Here is a 21,105-nt window from a genome sequence, read left to right as displayed (position 1 = left end):
CTTGTATGGGATCAATTTAGAATCGTATCCGACGCCGCAGCATTCCCCACCCCCTGCGCCCGTAATTCCCCGCGCGCATCGCGTAATTTCCAAGCCGCTTGTGGCGTGGGGCTTTCACAGCCCCCGCGTGGCCCGGCCCGTTGATCGTGCTGTCCCCGCCATCATCGACATGACTGGGGAAAGGCTCCAACCCCAGCAGGCGGAAATCATGCGCCCACCAGCGCGTGCCCTCGTAATCCACAGGCAGGCGCATGGGCAGCATGCGCGGCAACAACCGTGCGGCCAGAGCGCGCGTGATCAGATAGCCGCCAAAACCTGTCGCTGGCCCCAGATAGGCATTAAGCACCCAAGCCCCGGCCCGCCCCTGCCGCACAGGCAGTTTCGCGCGGATGCGGTTCAGCTTGAGCATGTCCCACTGCGCAACGGCCCCAAGGGCCGCATCCAGCGCGGGCAGGAAATCGTCGTGAAAGACCACATCATCTTCCAGCACCAGCGCAACGGGCTTGCCCGTCTCAAGAAACTGCTCCCACACAGCGAGATGCGACAGGTAGCAACCAACCTCGGCGGGCAGGGCGTCGCGCCCCATATTGGCGCGAAAGGCGGCTGCGTCCAGTGCATCGCGGATGCGTTCGGGGTCTGCGCGCCCGTCAATCGCAGCAAAGCGCGACACTGGCAGGCCCAGCCCCTCAAGTCGGGGTGCCATCTCGGCCCATCGGGCTGTGGCCCGGTCCAGATTGATGCAATAGGCCGCCAGATCTGAGCGGGTCACGCTCACCCCAGATCCTCCCATTTCAACTGCGTGTTGCGGCTTACCGCGCGCAGCAGGCGCTTGCCGACCACCGCGTCGAACTCATAGGCCGCAATCTCGCCCGAACCGGGACGGCGCGCCCAGATATCCTGCTCAGCGATTACATGGCCCGCCGCAAGGTCTGCATCCGCCACAATCGAGCCGCGCGCGAAACGATAGACATCTTCCTCCGGCCCGGAGCGCTGTTTGGGGTTGTTCGCCGCCACCCAGATTTCGCGCGAGCGGTCAATCAGCAGGCGCAGTTCCGCCGGGTCCATCGAGCAGGAAATATCCGGCCCCTTCCGGTAGCGCGTGTCGGTATAGTGCCGCTCCAGGATGCACGCGCCAAGTGCGACACTGGCCAGCGCCATTTCAGGGCCGATAGAATGGTCAGAAAACCCCACGACAGCACGCGGGAACGCATCGCGCAATTCGGTCACACCGCGCAAGGACACGATCTCAGCCGGGCTTGGATACAGGTTCGTGCATTCCAGCAGCGCATAAGGGACGCCCGCCTGATCGAGAATGTCCACGCTGGCGCGCAATGTCTCGATGGTCTGCATGCCCGTGGACAGGATGACGGGCTTGCCCTTGCGCGCGATATGGCGGATCAGCGGCAGATTGTCCGCCTCGCCCGAACCGATCTTGTAGGCGGGCACATCAAGACTTTCGAGGTAATCTGCCGCCGCCCGCGAAAACGGGGTGGATATCCAGATCACGCCAAGGGACTCGGTGTAGCGTTTCAACTCTGCCTCATCCTCCAGCGATAGCGCGCAGCGCGCCATCACATCCCAGATCGAGACATCGGCATTGGGCGGAAAAATCGACTTGGCCTCATCCGTCATTTCATCGGCAAGGATATGGGTCTGATGCTTGACCATCTCGCAGCCCGACTGGGCGGCAAGGCGCACCATTTCTTTGGCCACAGCAAGATCACCGCCGTGGTTGATACCGATCTCGGCGATCACCAGCGGCGGGTATTCCGGCCCGATCTTGCGCCCGGCGATGGTTATGGAATTGTGCACGGCTGTTCTTTCACTCTACATCATTGCGCAAGGCAGCACTCTGCCCGGCAGAGGCCAGACCACATTGCCCTCCCCTTCACCGCAAAGCTATGCAGGATCAAGGCCGCCCGCGTCAACCAGACCCTGTGGTGTTTTTGCCAAAACCGGGGCGCGTTATCGTAGGTGCAAAGCACATGCCAGATGGCCTTGCGCGCGGCCCTCAAAGGGCGCGCAATGCGCCAGATACGGTATAGCGGCGGGGCACGTTCACCGAACGACGAAGACCGACACTTTTGCATGTGCCGCGATATAGCCGCCATGAGACGAGAAAATATACTCCATCAATCCCGGCTGGTGACTGGCCATGACCACCAGATCAGCGCCGGTATCTTCAATGGCTTTCAGCAGTTTGCGGTCAACTTCGGCTGCGGGGTCGGGCGACGAAAGGTTCAGCGCAGTGACTGTGATTGCATACTCTTCGGCCTTGCGGTCGGCAAATTCCTGCAACTTCTCACCATACTCGCCCGAAGACCGCGCAATCTCTGACGGCAATTCCCCTGAAACGCTGACGAAACAGATATCCGCCTTATGCTCGCGGGCGGTGTTGCAGGCGAAAGCCACAGCTTTGCTTAATGTATCACGATGGGCCAGATCAACGGGGACCAGAATCTTGGAAAACATGTCAGACCTCCTGTAAATGATTCCAACCGGGCAAAGGCGCATTTGCCCCTGCCCGGTCGCTATGGGTCACGTGCCGTTACTCCGCCGGTTCTGCCGCACTAATTTGCATCCGGCGATGATCGTTGAACAAGGCCTTGCCCAACGAGATGCACATCAGCACCATTATCACAGCAAAGGGCAACGCGCCGATAATCATGGCATCCGACAGCGCATCCATACCGCCCCCGCCAGCCACCAGCAGCACACCGATCACAGATGTCAGGATCACACCCCAGATGATGCGATGCTTGATGCCCGTCTCCTCCTGACCGCCGGACATGATGGTGTTCATCACCAGAATACCGCTATCTGCCGATGTGACAAGAAAGGTCAGGATCAACACCACACTCATGATAGTGATACCGGTCAGCAACCCGCCGTCAATCATATGACCCAGCGTTACAAACAGCTTGGCGGTGTTGGAGGCGCTGATAATGGTGCCTTCAGCCACACCAGAGAGTTCCAGATCAATCGCCGAGCCGCCCAGAATGGTCATCCATGCAAAACAGACCAGCGACGGCGCGATGACCGCACCCAACACGAATTCACGGATTGTCCGCCCGCGCGAGATGCGCGCCAGAAACAGCCCCACGAAAGGTGCGAAAGCGATCCACCACGCCCAGTAGAAGGTCGTCCACCCGGCCTGCCAGCCGAACAAACGCCCGTCCGTACCCGCAGCATACAGCGCCGCGGTCGTTTCGGCGGGCAAGGCCGCAACCTCTTCTGGCAGGCTGTCGCGGAAGCCGTCGAGTGACCCCCACGCGTTTGTCGCCCCGCTATAGACTGCCGCCAGATCTTCGCCTGAAAGGCCGGATTCGCGGGCCGCAGTCGTAGCCGCGAAAGCATCCAGCGATTGCGGGCCATGCGCCCCGAAGCTCAGGTTGAGGAAGTTAAAGATGTAATCGACCAGCGCCGAGCCGTAGGTCGACATGGCGAAGGTGAAAGAGCCGAAGATGACAAAGGTCATAATCAGGATAAACGACATCACCAGATTGGCATTCGACAGCCATTTGATGCCGCGCCCAACGCCCGAGACTGCGGACAGGATCGACAGGCCCATGATCATGATAAGCCCCGCAATCAGCCCGACAGTGGACGGCGCAGGTGCATCGCCGGTCATGTTCATCATCCACTCCATGCCAGTGATCGCATAGACGCCGTCAACGAACTGGCTGACCCCGAAGCCGATTGTGACCGACACACCAAGGATCGTGGCGACAACGCCGATCACATCAACAACATGGCCAAACGGGCTGTTGATGAAACGCCCGAACAGAGGTGTCAGGGCCGTGCGGATGGTCAATGGCATACCGCGCGTATAGGCATAATAGCACAGGCTCAGGCCGGTCGCGACATAGATGGCCCATGCGTGAAACCCGTAATGCAGGAACGTATAGCGGTAGCCTGCTTGCAACCCCTCAGGGGTGTTGCCTTCAACATTTCCCCGCACGGTTTCAGGATTTGACCCCCAAAGCCCCAGTGGTTCAGCCGTGGCAAAGACCATCAGCCCGACGCCAAGACCGGCACCGAACATCATTGCGAACCACGAAAAGGTGGAAAATTCCGGCTTCTCGCCCTCATCCCCAAGAACCCGCTTGCCCGTCTGTGGAAGCAGCGCGATGATGAACAGGAAAAACGCAAAGAACCCTGCGGCAAGGACATAGAACCTGTTGAACCCCTCCAGCAACGTCCATTTGACGCTGGCCAGTTGCGCGCCGGCGGCCAAAGGCCAGATCAGCGCCCATAGCACGATCCCGACCATGATGGCCTTGGATATGGTTGCAATAGGGATTGAGTGCCCCTCATAGAAGCCCTGATCAGCGGTAGGAATATCGACATCCGTAAACGGTGGCTTTATGGCCATGATCGTTCCTCTCTGTTGTGTCCCGGAACACAGACTGTGCTCTGATACGTGATATGTTTCATGTTATTGGGCGGGCGCTCCGCCATGGGTAATTCCAATTTTAATCTGCTACGATATTTTGCCTCTATGCGCCGGAGCGCTGAAAAACGACACTTCATGTGTCGTTTTTCGACAATTTGCTGCATTTGTCGCTGTTCGTGTTGTGTATTCAATCATTGTCGCTGCCTTCTCCACCTGCGCCACTGAGCGAGTGATCCGAGGGCGGAACCGTCACCCGAAGGGCCAGAGCATCCAAGGCGCGCCATATATCCATCGGCGTCGAAGGCAGGGGCGCACAGGTCTTTTTCTGCGGCACGGGGCGCGCTTGCCGGGGGCCGAATTTCAGACGGATATCGCCGACGGACAGGTCACAAAAGGCCGCCATAGCCGCAAGATTTGGCGCTGTGCCATCCGCGTACATGCTGAAATCCTGCCCATTTGCGGCCACCCCCAGATAGGCACCGCGCAACCGCGCCGCCAGCGCGATAAAGGGCAACACCAACCCCGGCTGGGCGACATTGACCAGACGCGCATAGTCACGCGTCACCTCAGGCAGACTGACATGATCGACAAGGGCCACGCCTATGCGCAGCGGGCATTGCACCGAATGGGCGGGCGTCAGCGCATCCGGCCTCATCTGCAAGCGGCGCAGGATCAAGGCGCAGCCCGGAAGGCTGCGCGCGGCCAGCCATGCCGCCGCATGGCCCGCTTCCTCCGCATGGCCCCAGTCAAACCCCGCACCACGCGCCGCCTTGGCGCAGAGCGCCTGTGTCTCGGACAGCGACAGCACAACCGCGCCTTTGGCAACCTGAACCGGCGAGGACGCGATGCGCGTGGGGTCATGAGCGCTCATTTTCACACCATCGCCCCCATATCCTCGGGATATGGCGCGCCTTGAAACAGGCTGATGCGCACCCAGCGATCGGATCGCGGATCAAAGCGTGTGGCCCCGAAGAACGCCAATTTGCAGCGCAGCAAATCAATCGGCAACATGTCGGCCGCGATCAGATTGTCGCGGATTTCGGCATAGGGATGGCGCGCGGTGATCTGGGCACGGCGCAAGGCGGGGCGATGCTCTGGATGGGCCAGCAACAGATGCGCCGCCGCCATATCATCCGGCAGCCCCGCCAGCGCGCGCCACAGGGCCGCCGCCTGACGCCCCGTGTCCAGCGGCAATTCCCGCGCCGCGCCCGGCTCATCATAGCGTTCGCCCAAACGGGGTTCCAACTTGTCTTCCGAGATATACCAGAACCGCGCGGACTGCGCGCGCGCGGTATAATCCACATCCAGCGCCCAAGCATAGTGCGTGTGTAAAATGGCGCGTAACTCGGCGACCTGCATAGTGCCATCAATGAGGAAATACCCCTCACCATCGGCATCCATGCAATCGCCCAACCCGTCGATCAGATCGCCATGCGGCTCCAGCATCGCGGCCAGAAGGGCTTCTTGCCCCTCAATCGGCAGGGTGGCTTGCCCCCAGCGCCACAGCGCATCCCAAGGCTGCGGCGCGTGCCTGTCCCACCCCTGCCCCACATGTCGGGTGATCTGCGCAAGGCTGTCGCGCAACTGCACCAGTTTTGAGTGCTGGAGTTCATGCGCGCTGGACCAGAGCGCGGCATTCTCTGTCACGTCCGCAAGCGCGGCGGAGAAACCCGCCAGTTCCGCCGGACCAACGCTGTCTTGCGCGCGCACCCGCGCCAGCGCTTCTTCGCGTGCCAGCATCCAGTTGTTCAGCAATACCGGATGACGGATCAGAAACGGGGCCATGCCAAGGCCGGTGGAATTGCCCACGCCCAGCCCGCGCTTCAACGCAGGCTCCAGCCGCACCGCGCGGGTGCCGCCGCGTGCGCGCGCCAGATGTTCCACCAGATCGACCGTAAAGGCCCGCGTCAGCCAGACCGACAGCATTTCGGCCTGAAACGGCGCACGCAGTTCCGCGCGCGCACCAATCGCCACGCGATCCGCCGCCCCGAACTTGCCTGAACCATAGACCGCTGTGGTGCGCATCAGATAACCGGTTTCCAGCAACATGGCGGTATCGGGCTGCGCGCCCGCTGCCAGCCGTTCCACGACATGATCGAACAGCCGGACAGAACGGTTGGCGCGGCTCAGGCTTAACTCTTGCGCGCTCACGCGCCCGGCTTCTTGCAAGGGCACATTGGCGGCAAGGCGGTCCAGATCACCCGCCGTTGGCGTACCGTCAAACAGCGCAAATGTCGCATCCCACGCGGTGGCAATCACCCGGTCCGAGCGCGCCTCGGGGGGCAGATCATGGGCAAAGGCCACAAGGCTATAGGTCCGCTCTGGCCCGATCGCGCGGTAGACCGCGCGGCCCACACCCCGCGCGTCGATCTGCCAGACAGGCCGGTCAAAATGCCAGCCTTCATCCTGCATCCTGCGCAACAACTGGCGCAGAAAGGACAGGCGTGTGGGGTGGCTGCACCCCATACGGGCAAGGCGCATCACCTCGTCAGGACTGCGCCGGAAACTGTCGGCCTGCGGCATCGGGTTCAGCTCCGCGCAACTCATTGTGCGGCCTCGCGTTGCTGGCTTTCCGATGCACCAAAACTCTCGGCGAAAAAGCGTGCCCAGTTCCCGCCCATCACCGCCGCCACATCATCCGCAGACAGCCCAACCTCGCGCAGACCTGCTTCAATCTGCCTGAAATCGCGATTGTCGTTGAACCAGTGCGGCATGGGTGGAAAGCCGGGATTGTCGGCGCTGCCCTCGCCATAGTCGCGCGCCTTGGTCCAGCGGCCAGCGCGCATCCAGTCGACCACGCTGTCGGGCTGGTCCTGACACAGATCGGTGCCAATGCCGATATGCTCCATGCCCATCAGATCCGCCGTGCGCGCGATCATCTCGCAAAAATCGCGCAGACTGCAATCGCTGCCCCCCCGCAGATGGTGCGGATAGACCGAAAACCCCAGCATTCCGCCGCTTTCGGCCAGTGCGCGCAGCACATGGTCGGATTTGTTGCGCAGCGCCGGATGCCAGCTTGCGGGATTGGCATGGGTGATGGCGATAGGTCGGGTGGAATGGGCAATCGCATCCAGTGTGGAGCGTTCGCCCGAATGGCTCATATCCACCACCATGCCAACGCGGTTCATCTCGGCCACCACCTCGCGGCCCATGCGGGTCAGGCCGGTATCCGCGGCCTCATAACAGCCCGTCGCAAGCAGCGACTGGTTGTTATAGGTCAGTTGCATGAAGCGCAGGCCAAGCCGGTGCAGCACCGCAACCAGACCGATATCATCCTCGATGCAGGACGGGTTCTGCGACCCGAAGAAAATCGCCGTGCGTCCGGTCTGACGCGCCAAGGTGATGTCCTCGGCTGTGAACCCCTGAAAGATCAGATCGGGGAAACGCTCAAACCAGCCATTCCACGCCTCGATATTGAGCACCGTTTCGCGGAAATTCTCGTGATAGGTGATCGTGACATGCACCGCATCGACACTGCCTGCCCGCATCTGGCGGAAAACCTTTTCCGACCAGTTGGCATATTGCAGCGCGTCAATGCGAGGCGGCGTCATGCAGGCGCCCCCGAATAGATGTAGGATGTCTTGACGATGGTATAAAACTCCTCGGCGTAGCGGCCCTGTTCGCGCGGCCCATAGCTGGACGCCCCGCGCCCACCGAAAGGCACATGGTAATCCGTGCCCGCGGTGGGCAGGTTGACCATGATACACCCCGCACGCGCGTTGCGGCGGAAATGCGTGGCGCGCGCCAGATCGCGGGTCATGATGCCAGCGGTCAGGCCAAATTCGGTGTTATTGGCGATATGCAAGGCTTCGTCATAGCTGTCCGCCTTGATCACACAGGTGATGGGGGCGAACATTTCCTCGCGGTTGATCACCATGTCGTTGCGCGTGGCCGCGAATACGGCGGGGGCCATGAAATGCCCCTCGGTCGCGCGCTCCAGCCGCGTGCCGCCGCATAGAAGCTCAGCGCCCTCGCCCTTGCCAGTGTCGATATAGGCCAGATTGGCGGCAAGCTGGTCGGCGCTGACCACGGGGCCGATCTGCGTGCCGCTTTCCAGCGCATGACCCACCTTCAACGCTTGCGCCGCGGCCACCAGTTTCTCGACAAAGGCATCGTGGATGCGCGCGTGCACGATCAACCGGCTGGCGGCGGTGCATTTCTGGCCCGTTCCGCCAAAGGCGGCGTTGGTCGCATGGGCCACAGCCAGATCAAGGTCGCAATCGTCCATGATGACCATCGGGTTCTTGGACCCCATTTCCATCTGCAACTTGGTCATGTTGGGAATGGCTGCCGCTGCAATCCCGCGCCCCACCGGGACCGATCCGGTAAAGCTGATCGCGTCGATCTGCGCGCTTTCGGCAAGTGCTTGCCCGATGGTGTGCCCCGCCCCCATGACCAGATTGAACAGCCCCTTGGGCAGGTCTTGCTTGGCGATGATCTGGGTCAGGGCCACGGCGCTGGCGGGCGTCTGATTGGCAGGTTTCCAGATCACCGCATTGCCAAAGGCGAGTGCGGGCGCGATTTTCCAAGCAGGCGTTGCCACAGGAAAATTCCACGGGCTGATAATCGCCACCACGCCCACTGGTTCGCGCCGCACGTCGATTTCGATATCCGGGCGCACGCTGTCCGCGGTCTGGCCCAACTGGCGCAGCGCTTCGGCGGCGAAATAGGTGAAAAACTGGCCCGCGCGAAAGACTTCGCCCTTACCCTCGGCCAGCGGCTTGCCTTCCTCACGCGCGATCAGGGTGCCGATCTCTTCGGCGCGCGCCATCATCTCGGTGCCGATTGCCATCAGCACATCATGGCGCTTTTGCGGGCCGGTGGCCCCCCATACCGCTTGCGCATGGCGCGCGGCAGACAGGGCGGCGTCCAGTTGCGCCGCATCAGCCTGCGCAAACGCCCCGATCAGGTCCGACAGGTCCGACGGGTTGCGGTTGTCCAGCACTGTAGCGCCGTCTTGCCAGTCGCCTGCGATGAAATTCCGGGTTTCCAGTGTCATGTCATTCCTTCCTGCCCTTCAGGCAGATGTAATTCTGTCCATCAGCGCGGCATCAACCTGCACGCCCTCGCGTTCAATTCGGGCGCGGTTGGCAACGCGGCGCGCACCGGGCAGGCGCGCCCCCTCTTGTTCGGTGATCGCCGCTGCAAGCCTGTCCATCGACGCGCCGAACTGCGCGGCACCAAAGGCCGCCGGATCGACGCCCATAAAAAACTGCCCCGTTGCGGGCGGGCCGCCCTTTGGGCCGGAAAAGGGGCTGGCCTCGATGCTCAGGTTGGCACCGGCCAACGCGGCGGCGAATATCTCGACCATCAGGCCCGCGCCAAAGCCCTTTTGCTCACCCGCAGGACGCATGGACCCGGCAAGCGCGGCCTCTGCATCCGTTGTCGGCTGGCCATCCGCGTCAAGCGCCCAATCGGGATTGATCGCGCGCCCTTCGCGCGCATGCAGCAGGATTTCGGATTTTGCGATCACACTGGCGGATTGATCAATCACCAGCAACGCGCCGCCTGCCCCGTCCGGCACCGCCAGCGCGAACGGGTTTGTGCCAATTACAGGGCGCTTGCCACCCACAGGTGCAATCGACGCGGGCGCATGTGTAAAGCACAGCCCCACCAGCCCCTCTTCGGCAAGCCGTTCGGCATGATGCCCCAGAACGCCACAATTGTAAGAATTGTGCAACGCCATGGCCGCCACACCTAGCGCACGCACCGACGCTGTGAACCTGTCCCAGCCCGCATCTATGGCGGCATGGGCAAACCCGTTTCCCGCATCAACCCGCACGACGCCTGCGCGCGGCTGCGTGACCTGCGGCACCGCCTGCCCCAAAACCTTGCCGCAGCGCAAATGCTCGGCATAGATTGGCACATACATCAGGCCATGGCTGCGGATGCCGTCACGTTCGGCCAGCCGTGTTGACCGCGCCACCGATGCCGCCTGCATGTCAGAGGCACCCGCGCCCACCAGCGTGCGCGCAGCAAGCTGTTCGACCTGTGCCAATGTCAGTCGCCCTGCATCCATAATCCACCCCTTGCTTGTGGATCAGTTTAGCCGCGCCCTGCACTTCAGATCAATCGAATTAAATTGCATTTAGTTTCAGAAAAACTGAAAGCGGGCTTGAAACGCAGCGCAGGCAAAGCACCGGTTTCACGCCTTCACAGGGGCGGCTTCGGGGTCGTTCATCAGGCAGATTGGCTGGCCATGCGGGGTTGCCCATGCCGCGCGGTGCCATGCCTGTTCCAGTTCAGCGCGTTGCGCGCCGGTTGTCCCCAGCTTCGCGTCAAGAATAGTCTCCAGCGCGACAACCCAGCACAGGTAATACTCCGCGCCATCCGGTCCAACCGCTTTCAGTGCCTCCGACAAGGCCACCGTCCATTCGCCCCATGTGAACAGCCCTTGTTCATGCAGCGCGACGGTCATCGCAAAGGCTTGCGCCTGCCACGGCGCATCAAAGGGGTGTTCAGGCGCGTTCAAGATAGCTCTCCCATGCGTCGACAGAAACGGTCAGCCACGCTTCGGCATCCGCGCCCCACAAGGCGCGACCTTCAAAGACAACGGTATACAGCCGCTGCGGTGCCTCGCCCTGTCCATGTGCGTTGGTGTCGGGGAAAACATGCCCGCCATGATCGGCCTCCACCACCCCCACCGCGCCGCGCACATAACGCGGCAAGCGGGTGTGGCCGCGCGGATGCATCACCCGCGCGCGCACCCTGTCACCGGGGCGAAATAACGGGGCGGCGGACAAGGGCCGGCCCGTTGGTGCACCGCGACGCAAACCGGGGGCAACCGCCTCGGGTGTCAAACGCTTGGGGTGGGCGTCGGCAACTGCCGCCGTGCCTGCTGTCAGGTCCGCCTGCGCAATCAGGTCATGAGTTCGCAGCAAATCTTCAAGGGCGCGAATCCAAATCTCGTAATAGCTGGACCCATAGTAAACAGCCGGGGGCAGGCATTCGCGCGCATGGCGGCTTTCATCCAGCGTCCAGCGCCCCAAAGCGCCCGCACATAGCGTCAGTGCAAGCGCGCGCGCTTCCCAATCGGCATGGAAAAGCGGTGCGCCTTCGCCTTCGGGATGGACCCCGCCAAACCCCATCTGCCCGCCAAGGTCATGCGGCCCGTTCATGCGGGCACCTGTGGCAACCCCGCCCCGATCATGCTGTCACGCGTGACCAGTGCGGCGAGTTCTGCCTGTGACAGGCCGTCGCTGCCAGCGGGCCGCTCAGGGATCACAAGATAGCGCAATTCGGCGGTTGAATCCCAGACGCGCACCTGTTGGCCTTCGGGCAGGGTGACGCCAAATTCAGCCAGCACAGCACGCGGCTCGTAGACGGCACGCGACCGATACGCGGGCGATTTATACCATACTGGCGGCAGGCCCAAGACCGGCCACGGGTAGCAAGAGCACAATGTGCAAACCACAAGGTTATGCACGGAACCGGTGTTGAACACCGCGTGCATATGTTCGCCCTGACGCCCCGAAAACCCCATCGCCTCGATCGCCGCTGTGGCGTCACGCGCCAGCCAGTCTGCGAAATCGGGATCATCCCAAGCCCGCGCCACGACCTGCGCGCCATTCTTCGGGCCGACATCCTCGGAATAGGTTTCGATGATCCTGTCCATTGCGGCGGGGTCCACCAACCCCTTTTGCGTCAGGATGGTTTCCAAGGCCCGCACCCGTGCCTCCATCGGATCAAGATGGTTGTCGTGATCTGAGTGGTCATGTGGCATTCTCATTCCTTCCGACATGCAGGGTATTGGACCAAAAACCCCACGCTAGGGCAAACAAAAAGGCGCTTTGGCGCTGCAAGGGCAGCGCTATGCAGAACCGGCACCCGATTTTGCCAGATCCGGCACTGCGGCGGCCAGCACGTTCAGGCCGCACAGCAAATCAGCTTCATTCGTATCCTCGGAAAAGGCATGGCTGATCCCGTTGATCGAGGGCACGAACATCATGGCGGCAGGCATCAGCGACGCGACATTGGTGGCATCGTGCAAGGCGCCTGACTGCATCTCGCGCCACCCCTCCGGTACAAGGTCTTGCGCGGCCTGCGCGATGGCTTTGTGCAAATGCCTGTCCATCGCCACAGGTTCCAGCCCCAGCATTTCCCCAAACGACACCTCCATCCCCATCGTATCTGCCACCTCACAAGCCGTGTCGCGGATCACGTCCTCCATCCGCTTCAGGCGCACAGCGTCGCCGTCCCGCCACTGCATCGAGAACACCACCTTGCCGGGCACGATGGAATGCGCACCCGGATGCAAGTTGACATGGCCGATGGTCCATACGGATTGCGGCGTCACCACATTGCGCAGCCTGTCATTCAGCGCGGTATTGAAGGCCGAAAGCGCCTGAAACGCATCGCGGCGCAAATGCATCGGCGTTGTGCCCGCATGGTTTTGCTCGCCCTCCATCGTGATGCGCATGTCCCGTATGCCCACGATATCGGTGACAACCCCGATGGATTGTCCCGCATCGTCCAGCCATGGCCCCTGCTCGATATGGCATTCGACAAAGCCGCTGAACCGCGCCGGATCGACGAACTCCCCGGCCAGATGTGCCATCGCCGCGCGCGCATCCGCAAAGCTGGTGCCCGCGCTGTCGGTCAGCGTATCGGCATGGTCCAGTGACAAACTGCCGGACCAGATTGCACTTCCGGTTGTGACACCAAAGCGCCCCTCCTCATCCTGAAAACTGACGACGGATATGGCAGGCCCGCCCGCTTCGTTCGCCGCGCGCGCCAGCTCCAGCCCCATCACGACACCGAGCGCGCCGTCCAGCCAACCGCCTTCGGGCTGGCTGTCACTGTGAGAGCCGATCAACAGCGACCTCCCCTTGGCAAGCCCCCACAGGTTGCCAACCGGATCAAACCGGACATCAAGGCCCGCATCACGCATCCGGCCTACCAGCCATTCGCGCGCGGCAATGTCAGCAGGGGAATATGCGGGGCGCACAACGCCTTTGCCGACGCCAGAGGCACCGAACACGCGCAGATCGTGTAAATCCTTCAGGAACCGTTCACCATTCACCTGCATTCTCTGTCCTTTTCAAACCCTGACGCGGTTAAACCAAAGATTGTGCTGCCCGCCAATGGCGCAACTGAAAATGCGCTGTATTTCGTCAGGCTTCGTGCAACAGGTATCAGGATGCCGCAGACATTTGCCGCTTTCGCACGCGCAATCAACCGTCACACGCGGCCCTCGTGCTGTCGCAACGCGCCCCGCAGGGCCAGTGCGGACAAACGGGCCTTGAGGCTGTCAGGCTGGTCAAGCGCCATACGCTTTAGCGCATCTTGCTCGCGGCGGGCGGGTTCGCCGCGTAGCCCGTCGCGCATCAGCGGCAAAAGGGTCGATATACGCGCACTGGCGCGGCGCAAATCGCCAAGGGCGGGCAAAAGATACTGCTCTATATCCGTGAAATCCGTGCCGAAGGGAAAACTTGGCAGATGGTCGTCGCGGTGCGGGCCCAGCCATGTCTGCAACGCCTCTGGCGTGTTGTTGCGTGCGGCATCAGGCAAACGGTAGGAGTCTGGCAATTTCCCCGCCGCTTTGGCCTTGTCTTCAAGTTCTTTCTGAAAGCGGCTGTCGGAAACCTCTAGCAGGGCTGCAATGGTGTCAGCGTCGCTTTTGCCGCGCAGATCGGCAATGCCGTATTCCGTCACCACAATGTCACGCAAATGGCGCGGAATGGTGACATGGCCATAGCTCCAGCGAATGTTGGACGTCAGCCCGGATTTACCTTGCCGGGTTGCGGGCAGCGTGATGATCGCGCGGGCATCGCGCAGCGCAAAGGCTTGATGAACAAAATTGAACTGCCCGCCAACGCCGCTGACAACCGTGCCATCCTCGGTCGCATCGGAAACCACGGCCCCAAGCAATGTGACCATCATTGCCGAATTGATGAACCGCGCCTGTGGCCGTGCGGCGCGTTTTGCCTCCTCATCCCCCAGCAGCGAATTGGTAAAGGAGACCGGCATCATAGCGATACGCGCGCGCTCTTGCAGGGGCAGCGCTTTCAGCCGCGCATAGAAATCGCGGCTGTCCAGAAAGAAACCCGCATGGATCGCGGCCCCGTCCACCTCACGCCGGATGATCCCGCGCTCGAACAAGGCAAGCAGGCCATCCACCAACATCTCGGTCACGCTATACAGGCCGGACTGGAACGGGCCACACTCGTTGAAACGCTCTGCGCGCGGAAAGGGACAATCCGCCCAAAGCGGCGCGATCTGGTCGTCATGGCGCAGGGTCAGGGCATGGGCAATCGCATCGCCAATCTGGCCAATGCCGATTTGCAGCGTGCCGGCGTCGCGGATCAACCGCGAGGCATGCAGGCCAATCGCATGATCTTGCAAACTGACGGGCTGTTTGACGACAGAAAACAGATCATGGGGCGGCGCATCGGGCGTCATCAGCGCCGCGCATTCGGACTGCGCAATCTCACCCGTTCCGGGCATGAAGGGCAGATCCGCATGCACCTGCCCCACAAAGGCGAAGTCAGCCGCCCCCTGCTTGCGCAAGCGCAACAGATCGCTGCTGATATCGGTGTTGCAGGACAGGCTGTGGTTCTGGCCGTCGCGCGCCAGCAGTTGCAGGACAAGGTTCGGCTTCTGGTCCAGCAACACATCCAGCGCATGTGTGTAATTGGCCGATACATAACTCTGCTGCGCGGCCTGTACTTTGACCCAGTTTGGCGCTTGCAGGAAAAATTCGGTGACGCGAATATTGTCCGGCAATTTGCCCGCGCGCAGCAACCGCGCATATTCGATCTGCGGGTAGTCGCCGAATAACCGGTCGAGTGCAGGCTCCAAAAAGCGCCGCTCCATATCGGACGAGGGGTCAGGGCGCTCCAACGTCAGGGCAGTGAATATCTCCAACCGGATAGACGGGTCGTTACACGCGCGGCGCACCAATGCGTTGATCAGCGTGACAGGCTTGCCAAGCCCCAGCGGCAGCGCCACCCGCAGATCATGACCGACCGTTTTAAGTATCCAGTCGATTACGGGGTCATCGGATGTGAAATGCTCTGTCGTCTCAGGCATCCTTGCTCCAGTAAGGGTCCGGGGCAAAGCGCGCACCATGCGATTTCTCAAACTCTTTCAGGCACGCATGAAGGGCATCATGGCCACGCGCTTGCGCATAGTGCATCGGCCCGCCGCGGAATGGCGCGAAACCAGTGGCGAAAATCATCGCCGCGTCCAGCTCGTCAACACTGCCGACCACACCCTCGCGCAAGCAATACGCGCAGGCGTTCAGCATCGGCAGGATCAGGCGATCCGTCAGATTGAAGCTGATCTTATCTTCGCTGTCTGGTTTCGGCGTGCCGTCTGACCAGTCATAAAAGCCGCGCCCGGTCTTGCGCCCCAGATCACCCGCTTCAACCTTTTCACGCAGCATCGACGGTATTTCCGCAATTGGCGTGTCGAGCGATTTGTTCAGGCTTTCGGCGACATCAAGGCAGATGTCCAGACCGACCTGATCTGCCAGTGTGACAGGCCCCATCGGCATGCCGAAATCAAGCGCTGCGCGATCAATCTGCGTTTTCGAGATGCCCTCATCCATCAGCAAAAGCGCCTCTAGCAGATAGGGCATCAGGGCGCGGTTTACCAGAAAACCGGGCGCATCTGCGACCGCCACCGGCAAGCGGTCGATCGCGGTGCAAAACCCCATCAGGCGGTCGCGGGTATCAGCACTTGTGCCCTTGTGGCTGACCACCTCGACCAAGGGCACCTTGCTGACGGGGTTAAAGAAATGCAGCCCCGCAAACCGGGCCTTGTCGGGCACATGGTCGGTCAGCCCGGCCAGTTGCAGGCTGGATGTGTTGGTGGCCAGAATGGCCCCTGCTCTCATCTGCTTGGCCAGATCAGCAAAGATGCTGGCTTTCGTCTCGGGGTTTTCTGGTCCGGCCTCGATCACCAGATCGGCGTGGCGCAGGCCATAGCCCTGCGGGTCCGGCATCAGCCGGTCCAGCGTGTCACGGGTGGCAAGGCTGTCCTTATGCGCGTCCTTGCAGATGCGCGTGGCCTGCTTGATCATCTGGCCCAATGCTGCTTCATCCGGGTCAGTGACGGACACCTGTTTGCCCTGCATCGCGGCCCAAGCGGCAATTTCCGCGCCCATGATACCTGCGCCAATCACATGCACATTGGCGATTTTATCGGCCGCCTGCCCCCCTTGTTTCAGGGTCTGGCGCAGCATGAAGGCGCGGATCAGGTTCTTGCTGGTGTCCGTTTGCAGCAATTTGGCGAAAGAGGTGATTTCAGCCTCTTGCATCAAGTCCCGATCATTGCCGTGCTGCGCCCAGTTGTCGATCAGCGCATAGGGGGCGGGATAATGCTCTTTCGGGGCTTTCTTTTGTGTTTCGCGGCGCATTCTCTCTGCCGCCAGCGACCGCGCCGCAGACAGATCAAATGCCTTGGCCATCACACCGCGATTGTGTTTGGCGACCTTGCCATGCGCAATTGCCAGCACGGCGGGGCGCAAATGGCGCTCTTCGACAATCAGATCAACAATGCCAATCTCTTTCGCGCGTTTGGTATGCGCGGTCTTGCCGGTCAGCATCATCTCCATCGCGGCAAGTGGCCCGATCAATTCGGGCAGGCGCACAGTGCCCGCCAGCCCCGGATGCAGCCCAAGGCGCACTTCCGGCAGCCCGAAAGAGGCGCCTGTGATCGCAATGCGGTAATCACAGGCCAGCGCCAGTTCAAACCCGGCCCCCAATGCGGCCCCGTGAATTGCGGCGATCGTCGGACATGACAGCCCTTCCAATCGATGCAGCAGCGCGTGCCCTTCCTTCAGCAGCTTTTCGGTTTCGTCTGCGTCCATTGTGGCAAGGGCGCGAATATCGGCCCCAGCGGCAAAGCCTGCGCTTTTGGCTGACCGCATGACCAGCGCGCGCGGCGGGTCTGCCTCGATCTGCTCAATATGGCGCTCCAGCTCGCGCAGGACGGTGTCCGAGATGGTGTTGACCGACGCATCGGTGCGGTCCAGCACAAGCCAGCCAATCTTGTCGTCATCTACGCCGTAGCGCCAATGCCCGTCGCCCAGCGCCGCGACCGCGCCGCCCAGTTCAAGCTTTGACGCCTTTAGAAAGTCTTTCAGTTCGCCATCCATCACACTGCCTCCAGGATCATCGCGCCGCCCTGACCGCCACCAATACATTCGCTGGCCACACCGCGCTTGCCGCCCGTGGCGTGCAGCGCATTGGCCAGATGCAGGACAATGCGGTTGCCACTGGTGCCAACTGGGTGGCCCATTGAAATGGCCCCGCCATGAATATTCAGTTGCTCGCGCGGGATCATGCCAAAGGTGTCTTTCAGCCCCAGCACATCACGACAGAAATCTTCGTCCTGCCATGCCGCAAGGCAGGCCAGCACTTGTGCGGCAAAAGCTTCGTTGATTTCCCACAAATCTATGTCGTCGCGGCCAAACCCATGACGCGACAGCAGCGGCGTTGCCGACATCACCGGCCCCAGCCCCATGACAGACGGATCAAGTGCGGCCCATTCGCTGTCCACCAGCCGGGCGATTGGCGTCAGATTATGCTGCTTGACCGCGTCACCAGAGGCCAGAATGCACCATGACGCGCCATCCGTCACCTGCGAGGAGTTGCCCGCTGTCACCTGTCCGTAAGGTTTCTCGAAAACCGGTTTCAGATTGCCCAGCTTGTCAACAGCACTGTCCGCGCGCACACCATCATCATACTTGTAAACACTGCCTTCTTTGTCAAAAGCGGGCATCACCTCGGTCGACAGGGTGCCATTATGTTGCGCGGCGGCAAGGCGCTTGTGGCTTTCAACCGCATAGGCATCTGCCATTGCGCGGGTGATGCCGAAATGATGCGCCAGCACCTCTGCGGTCTGTCCCATACTCAGGTCGGTGATCGGGTCGGTCAAGCCGCGTTCCAGTCCGACGACGGGTTTCAAGTGCCTTGGCCGGATTTGCACCGCGTTCTGTGCCGTCGCCAAAGGGCCGGACGCGCTTTGCATTCCGGCCAGCCAATCGACAGCGTCATCGCGCAAGACCAATGGGGCATGGCTCAGCGCCTCGGCCCCGCCAGCAAGGATCAGATCGCCAGACCCTTCTCGAATGGTGCGAAAGGCCGTATCAATGGATTGCATACCAGAGCCGCAATTGATCTGGACCGTAAAGGCCACCATTGCATCACCCATGCCCAACCGTAATGCCGCCACGCGGGCGGGGTTCATCTCATCCGCGATGACATTGACACAGCCCAGAATAACCATGTCGAACGCATCCGGCGCGAAAGGCTGGCGCGCGAGCAAGGGGCGGCCTGATTGCACCGCCAGATCGACTGGTGTGAACGGGCCGCGCTTGCCGCGCACCTTCAGGAACAGTGTGCGCGCGCCATCTACCAAAAATACCTCTCTGGCTGTCATTCAGCGGCCTCCTTCTGCGTGGGCTTGTTCTTGGAGTCGGCGGATGCGGGCAGCAATGCGGCAAATTCCTCGGGCGAGAAATCATCCACAGCAATCACCCTTGCGACGACCTCGGCCAATTCATCAAGCTGGGTCTTTTCGGGCTGGCTCAGCAATCCGGCCTCAAGGGCCTGCGCCGAAGTCATGCCCAACTCGCGCAGGCGTTTGCGCAACCCATCTGTCGCAACTGTTCTGGAGTACGCCTCGTTCAAGGCCATGATGCCCACGGCTTGCCCCGGACCATTCAGCACGCCCGACAAACGATTGCGCGTTGGCCCCGGTTCACTGATCAGCGCCGCGCAGCGTGCGATCAGCACGTCGGACGGGCCACGCGTCACAGCACGCGGACGCGTCACAACCCGCAACACAAACGCCGCCCCGCGCGATGGGAAATTGGCGATTGTCTCATCCAGCAAGGCGCTGATGCGCGCAAAGGCGCGCTGCGCATTATAGGCGACAAGATCAAAGTCTTCGGCCTGTCTGCCCTCATCGTTCCAGCGCTTCAGCACCGCCGAGGTGAAATACAATTCGCTCAGTATATCGGCCATGCGCCCGGACAACATTTCCATGCGCTTCAGCCCGCCGCCAATGGTCAGAAACGCCAGATCAGCCGTGATCGCAAATGCCGCCGACCAGCGCGACAATTCGCGGTAGATCGGCGCATCGCGCGCTTCGGTTGCCGAGAGCGGGGCGGGCGCGAAACGCGCTCCGGTCATGGCACGGCCAAAGCTGCGCCCGACCGTGCGGATAGAATGGCCGACATGCTGCCAGAAATGCGTGTCAAAGGCAGCAAGACCCGCGTCTTTCTGCCCATCCTCCAGCGCCAGAATTTCGTCCAGCAAATGCGGATGCGCGCGGATCGCGCCTTGCCCGAACACCATCAGCGACCGCGTGACAATATTGGCCCCCTCAACAGTAATGCCGACCGGCACCGCGCGGTAATTGGGCGAAAGGTAATTGGACGGCCCGTCAATCACGGCCTTGCCCGCGTGAATGTCCATCGCATCATTAACCGCTGCGCGCATCCTGTCCGTGGCCGAATATTTCATCAGCGCCGAAATTACCGACAGCGCGCGCCCTTCATCCAGCCCCGCACAGGTTAGACGGCGCGCCGCCTCCACGGCATAGGCATTGGCCGCCAGCCGCGCCAGCGGCTCCTGAATGCCCCCGAATTTCGAGATTGGCAGATTGAATTGCTCGCGCACCCGCGCATAAGCCCCGCTGGAATGCGCGGCCGCACTGGTCGCAGCACAGGCCAGTGACGGCAGTGAAACCCCACGCCCCGCCGCCAGCGCACTCATCAGCATCAGCCAGCCCTTGCCCGCCTGCTCTGCCCCGCCGATGATATTCTCGATGGGGACAAACACATCCGTGCCTGTCGTGGGGCCGTTTTGAAACATGGTGCCCGCCGGAATATGCCGCCGCCCGATTTCGACACCGGGCAAATCGGTGGGAACCAGCGCACAGGTGATGCCCGGTTCGGGGTCATCCCCCAACAGGCCTTCGGGGTCTTCCAGCTTGAACGCAAGCCCCAGAAGGGTGCAGACTGGGGCAAGTGTGATATAGCGCTTCGCCCAGTTCAGCCGGATGCCCAGCACTTCTTTGCCCTGCCACTCTCCGCGACAGACAACACCCCGATCCACCATCGCGGACGCGTCCGATCCAGCCTCGTCGCTGGTCAGACCAAAGGCAGGCAATTCACGCCCATCGGCCAGACGCGGCAGCCAGTGGTCTTTCTGGTCTTTCGTGCCGAACAAATGCAACAACTCGCCCGGCCCCAGCGAATTTGGCACCATCACGGTCACCGCCGCAGGAATCGAGACCATCGACAATCGCCGCACAACTTCGGAATGGGCAAAGGCGGAAAAACCCAAGCCCCCGTATTCACGCGCGATAATCATGCCAAAAAACCGATTCTTGCGCATAAAATCCCACACAGCGGGGCTGATATCGCCATCGGTGTGGTTGATCGCCCAGTCATCCAGCATCCCGCACAACTCGACGCAGGGGCCATCAATAAAGGCCTGTTCGTCGTTGCTCAGGGTGGGCGCCCGTACAGCGGCCAGTTTTTTCCAGTCAGGGTTGCCGGAAAATAACTCGGCATCCCACCAGACTTCGCCGGCCTCAAGCGCCTCGCGCTCGGTCTGCGACAGGCCGGGCATGGCCCCCTTGGCCCAGTTGAAAATCGGACGTGTGATGTGACGACTGCGGAATGATGACATGATTCCCTCCAGCGAAATTAACGCGCAGGCAGGCGATTTGTTCCCGAAAGCACACCAGCG

17 protein-coding genes are annotated in these 21,105 nt (G+C 61.5%); all 17 read right to left on the bottom strand.

All coding sequences use genetic code 11. The features are described from left to right. Positions 1–16: 16 nt before the first annotated feature. On the bottom strand, positions 17–775 hold the full coding sequence (locus BD293_RS02105) for a glycosyltransferase family 25 protein (RefSeq protein ID WP_246086183.1): 759 nt from the start codon (positions 773–775) through the stop codon (positions 17–19). After that, positions 772–1,812, bottom strand: a complete 1,041-nt coding sequence (locus BD293_RS02100; RefSeq protein ID WP_281286608.1) for an N-acetylneuraminate synthase family protein — start codon at positions 1,810–1,812, stop codon at positions 772–774. The genes BD293_RS02105 and BD293_RS02100 overlap by 4 nt, the downstream gene beginning before the upstream one ends. Positions 1,813–2,058: 246 nt before the next feature. Next, positions 2,059–2,472, bottom strand: coding sequence for a universal stress protein (locus tag BD293_RS02095; RefSeq protein WP_142079650.1), 414 nt, complete (start codon positions 2,470–2,472; stop codon positions 2,059–2,061). Positions 2,473–2,548: 76 nt separating this feature from the next. Then, the gene (locus BD293_RS02090; RefSeq protein WP_142079649.1) at positions 2,549–4,375 is read right to left on the bottom strand and encodes a BCCT family transporter; all 1,827 of its coding nucleotides are present in this window, start codon (positions 4,373–4,375) and stop codon (positions 2,549–2,551) included. A gap of 208 nt (positions 4,376–4,583) precedes the next feature. Continuing rightward, positions 4,584–5,267 carry a DUF3726 domain-containing protein gene (locus BD293_RS02085; RefSeq protein WP_142079648.1) on the bottom strand — a complete coding sequence of 228 codons (684 nt, stop codon included), beginning with the start codon at positions 5,265–5,267 and terminating at the stop codon, positions 4,584–4,586. A 2-nt stretch (positions 5,268–5,269) separates the two neighbouring features. Continuing rightward, complete coding sequence (locus BD293_RS02080) at positions 5,270–6,943, bottom strand: hypothetical protein (protein ID WP_246086182.1); 1,674 nt, start codon at positions 6,941–6,943, stop codon at positions 5,270–5,272. After that, positions 6,940–7,947 carry a membrane dipeptidase gene (locus BD293_RS02075; protein ID WP_142079647.1) on the bottom strand — a complete coding sequence of 336 codons (1,008 nt, stop codon included), beginning with the start codon at positions 7,945–7,947 and terminating at the stop codon, positions 6,940–6,942. Before BD293_RS02075 ends, BD293_RS02080 begins: the two co-directional genes overlap by 4 nt. Next, the gene (locus BD293_RS02070) at positions 7,944–9,395 is read right to left on the bottom strand and encodes an aldehyde dehydrogenase family protein (protein WP_142079646.1); all 1,452 of its coding nucleotides are present in this window, start codon (positions 9,393–9,395) and stop codon (positions 7,944–7,946) included. The genes BD293_RS02075 and BD293_RS02070 overlap by 4 nt, the downstream gene beginning before the upstream one ends. An 18-nt stretch (positions 9,396–9,413) precedes the next feature. Next, entirely contained in the window at positions 9,414–10,415 is a 1,002-nt protein-coding gene (locus tag BD293_RS02065; protein WP_142079645.1) for an Ldh family oxidoreductase, read from the bottom strand. 126 nt (positions 10,416–10,541) lie between these two features. Then, entirely contained in the window at positions 10,542–10,868 is a 327-nt protein-coding gene (locus BD293_RS02060; protein WP_246086181.1) for a nitrile hydratase accessory protein, read from the bottom strand. Next, positions 10,855–11,514, bottom strand: coding sequence for a nitrile hydratase subunit beta (gene nthB / locus BD293_RS02055; RefSeq protein WP_142079644.1), 660 nt, complete (start codon positions 11,512–11,514; stop codon positions 10,855–10,857). The genes BD293_RS02060 and nthB overlap by 14 nt, the downstream gene beginning before the upstream one ends. Beyond that, complete coding sequence (gene nthA, locus BD293_RS02050; RefSeq protein ID WP_211840977.1) at positions 11,511–12,119, bottom strand: nitrile hydratase subunit alpha; 609 nt, start codon at positions 12,117–12,119, stop codon at positions 11,511–11,513. Before nthA ends, nthB begins: the two co-directional genes overlap by 4 nt. Positions 12,120–12,206: 87 nt before the next feature. Beyond that, a complete protein-coding gene (locus BD293_RS02045) occupies positions 12,207–13,424 on the bottom strand; it encodes a hydantoinase/carbamoylase family amidase (RefSeq protein WP_142079642.1) in 1,218 nt (405 codons plus the stop codon). A 152-nt stretch (positions 13,425–13,576) separates the two neighbouring features. Next, positions 13,577–15,427, bottom strand: coding sequence for an acetyl-CoA hydrolase/transferase C-terminal domain-containing protein (locus BD293_RS02040; RefSeq protein WP_142079641.1), 1,851 nt, complete (start codon positions 15,425–15,427; stop codon positions 13,577–13,579). Continuing rightward, positions 15,420–17,498: a 3-hydroxyacyl-CoA dehydrogenase NAD-binding domain-containing protein gene (locus tag BD293_RS02035; protein ID WP_142079640.1), complete on the bottom strand. Its 2,079-nt coding sequence runs from the start codon at positions 17,496–17,498 to the stop codon at positions 15,420–15,422. Before BD293_RS02035 ends, BD293_RS02040 begins: the two co-directional genes overlap by 8 nt. Continuing rightward, positions 17,498–18,784, bottom strand: a complete 1,287-nt coding sequence (locus tag BD293_RS02030) for an acetyl-CoA C-acetyltransferase (RefSeq protein ID WP_142079639.1) — start codon at positions 18,782–18,784, stop codon at positions 17,498–17,500. Before BD293_RS02030 ends, BD293_RS02035 begins: the two co-directional genes overlap by 1 nt. Continuing rightward, positions 18,781–21,045 (bottom strand): acyl-CoA dehydrogenase, encoded by a 2,265-nt coding sequence (locus BD293_RS02025; protein WP_142079638.1) that lies wholly within the window; start codon positions 21,043–21,045, stop codon positions 18,781–18,783. Before BD293_RS02025 ends, BD293_RS02030 begins: the two co-directional genes overlap by 4 nt. Positions 21,046–21,105: the final 60 nt, after the last annotated feature.

The sequence above is a fragment of the Roseinatronobacter monicus genome (genome assembly GCF_006716865.1).
Lineage (GTDB): Bacteria > Pseudomonadota > Alphaproteobacteria > Rhodobacterales > Rhodobacteraceae > Roseinatronobacter > Roseinatronobacter monicus.
The sequence above is the reverse complement of the archived record's forward strand: the minus strand, read 5'-3'. Positions and strand labels throughout refer to the sequence as shown.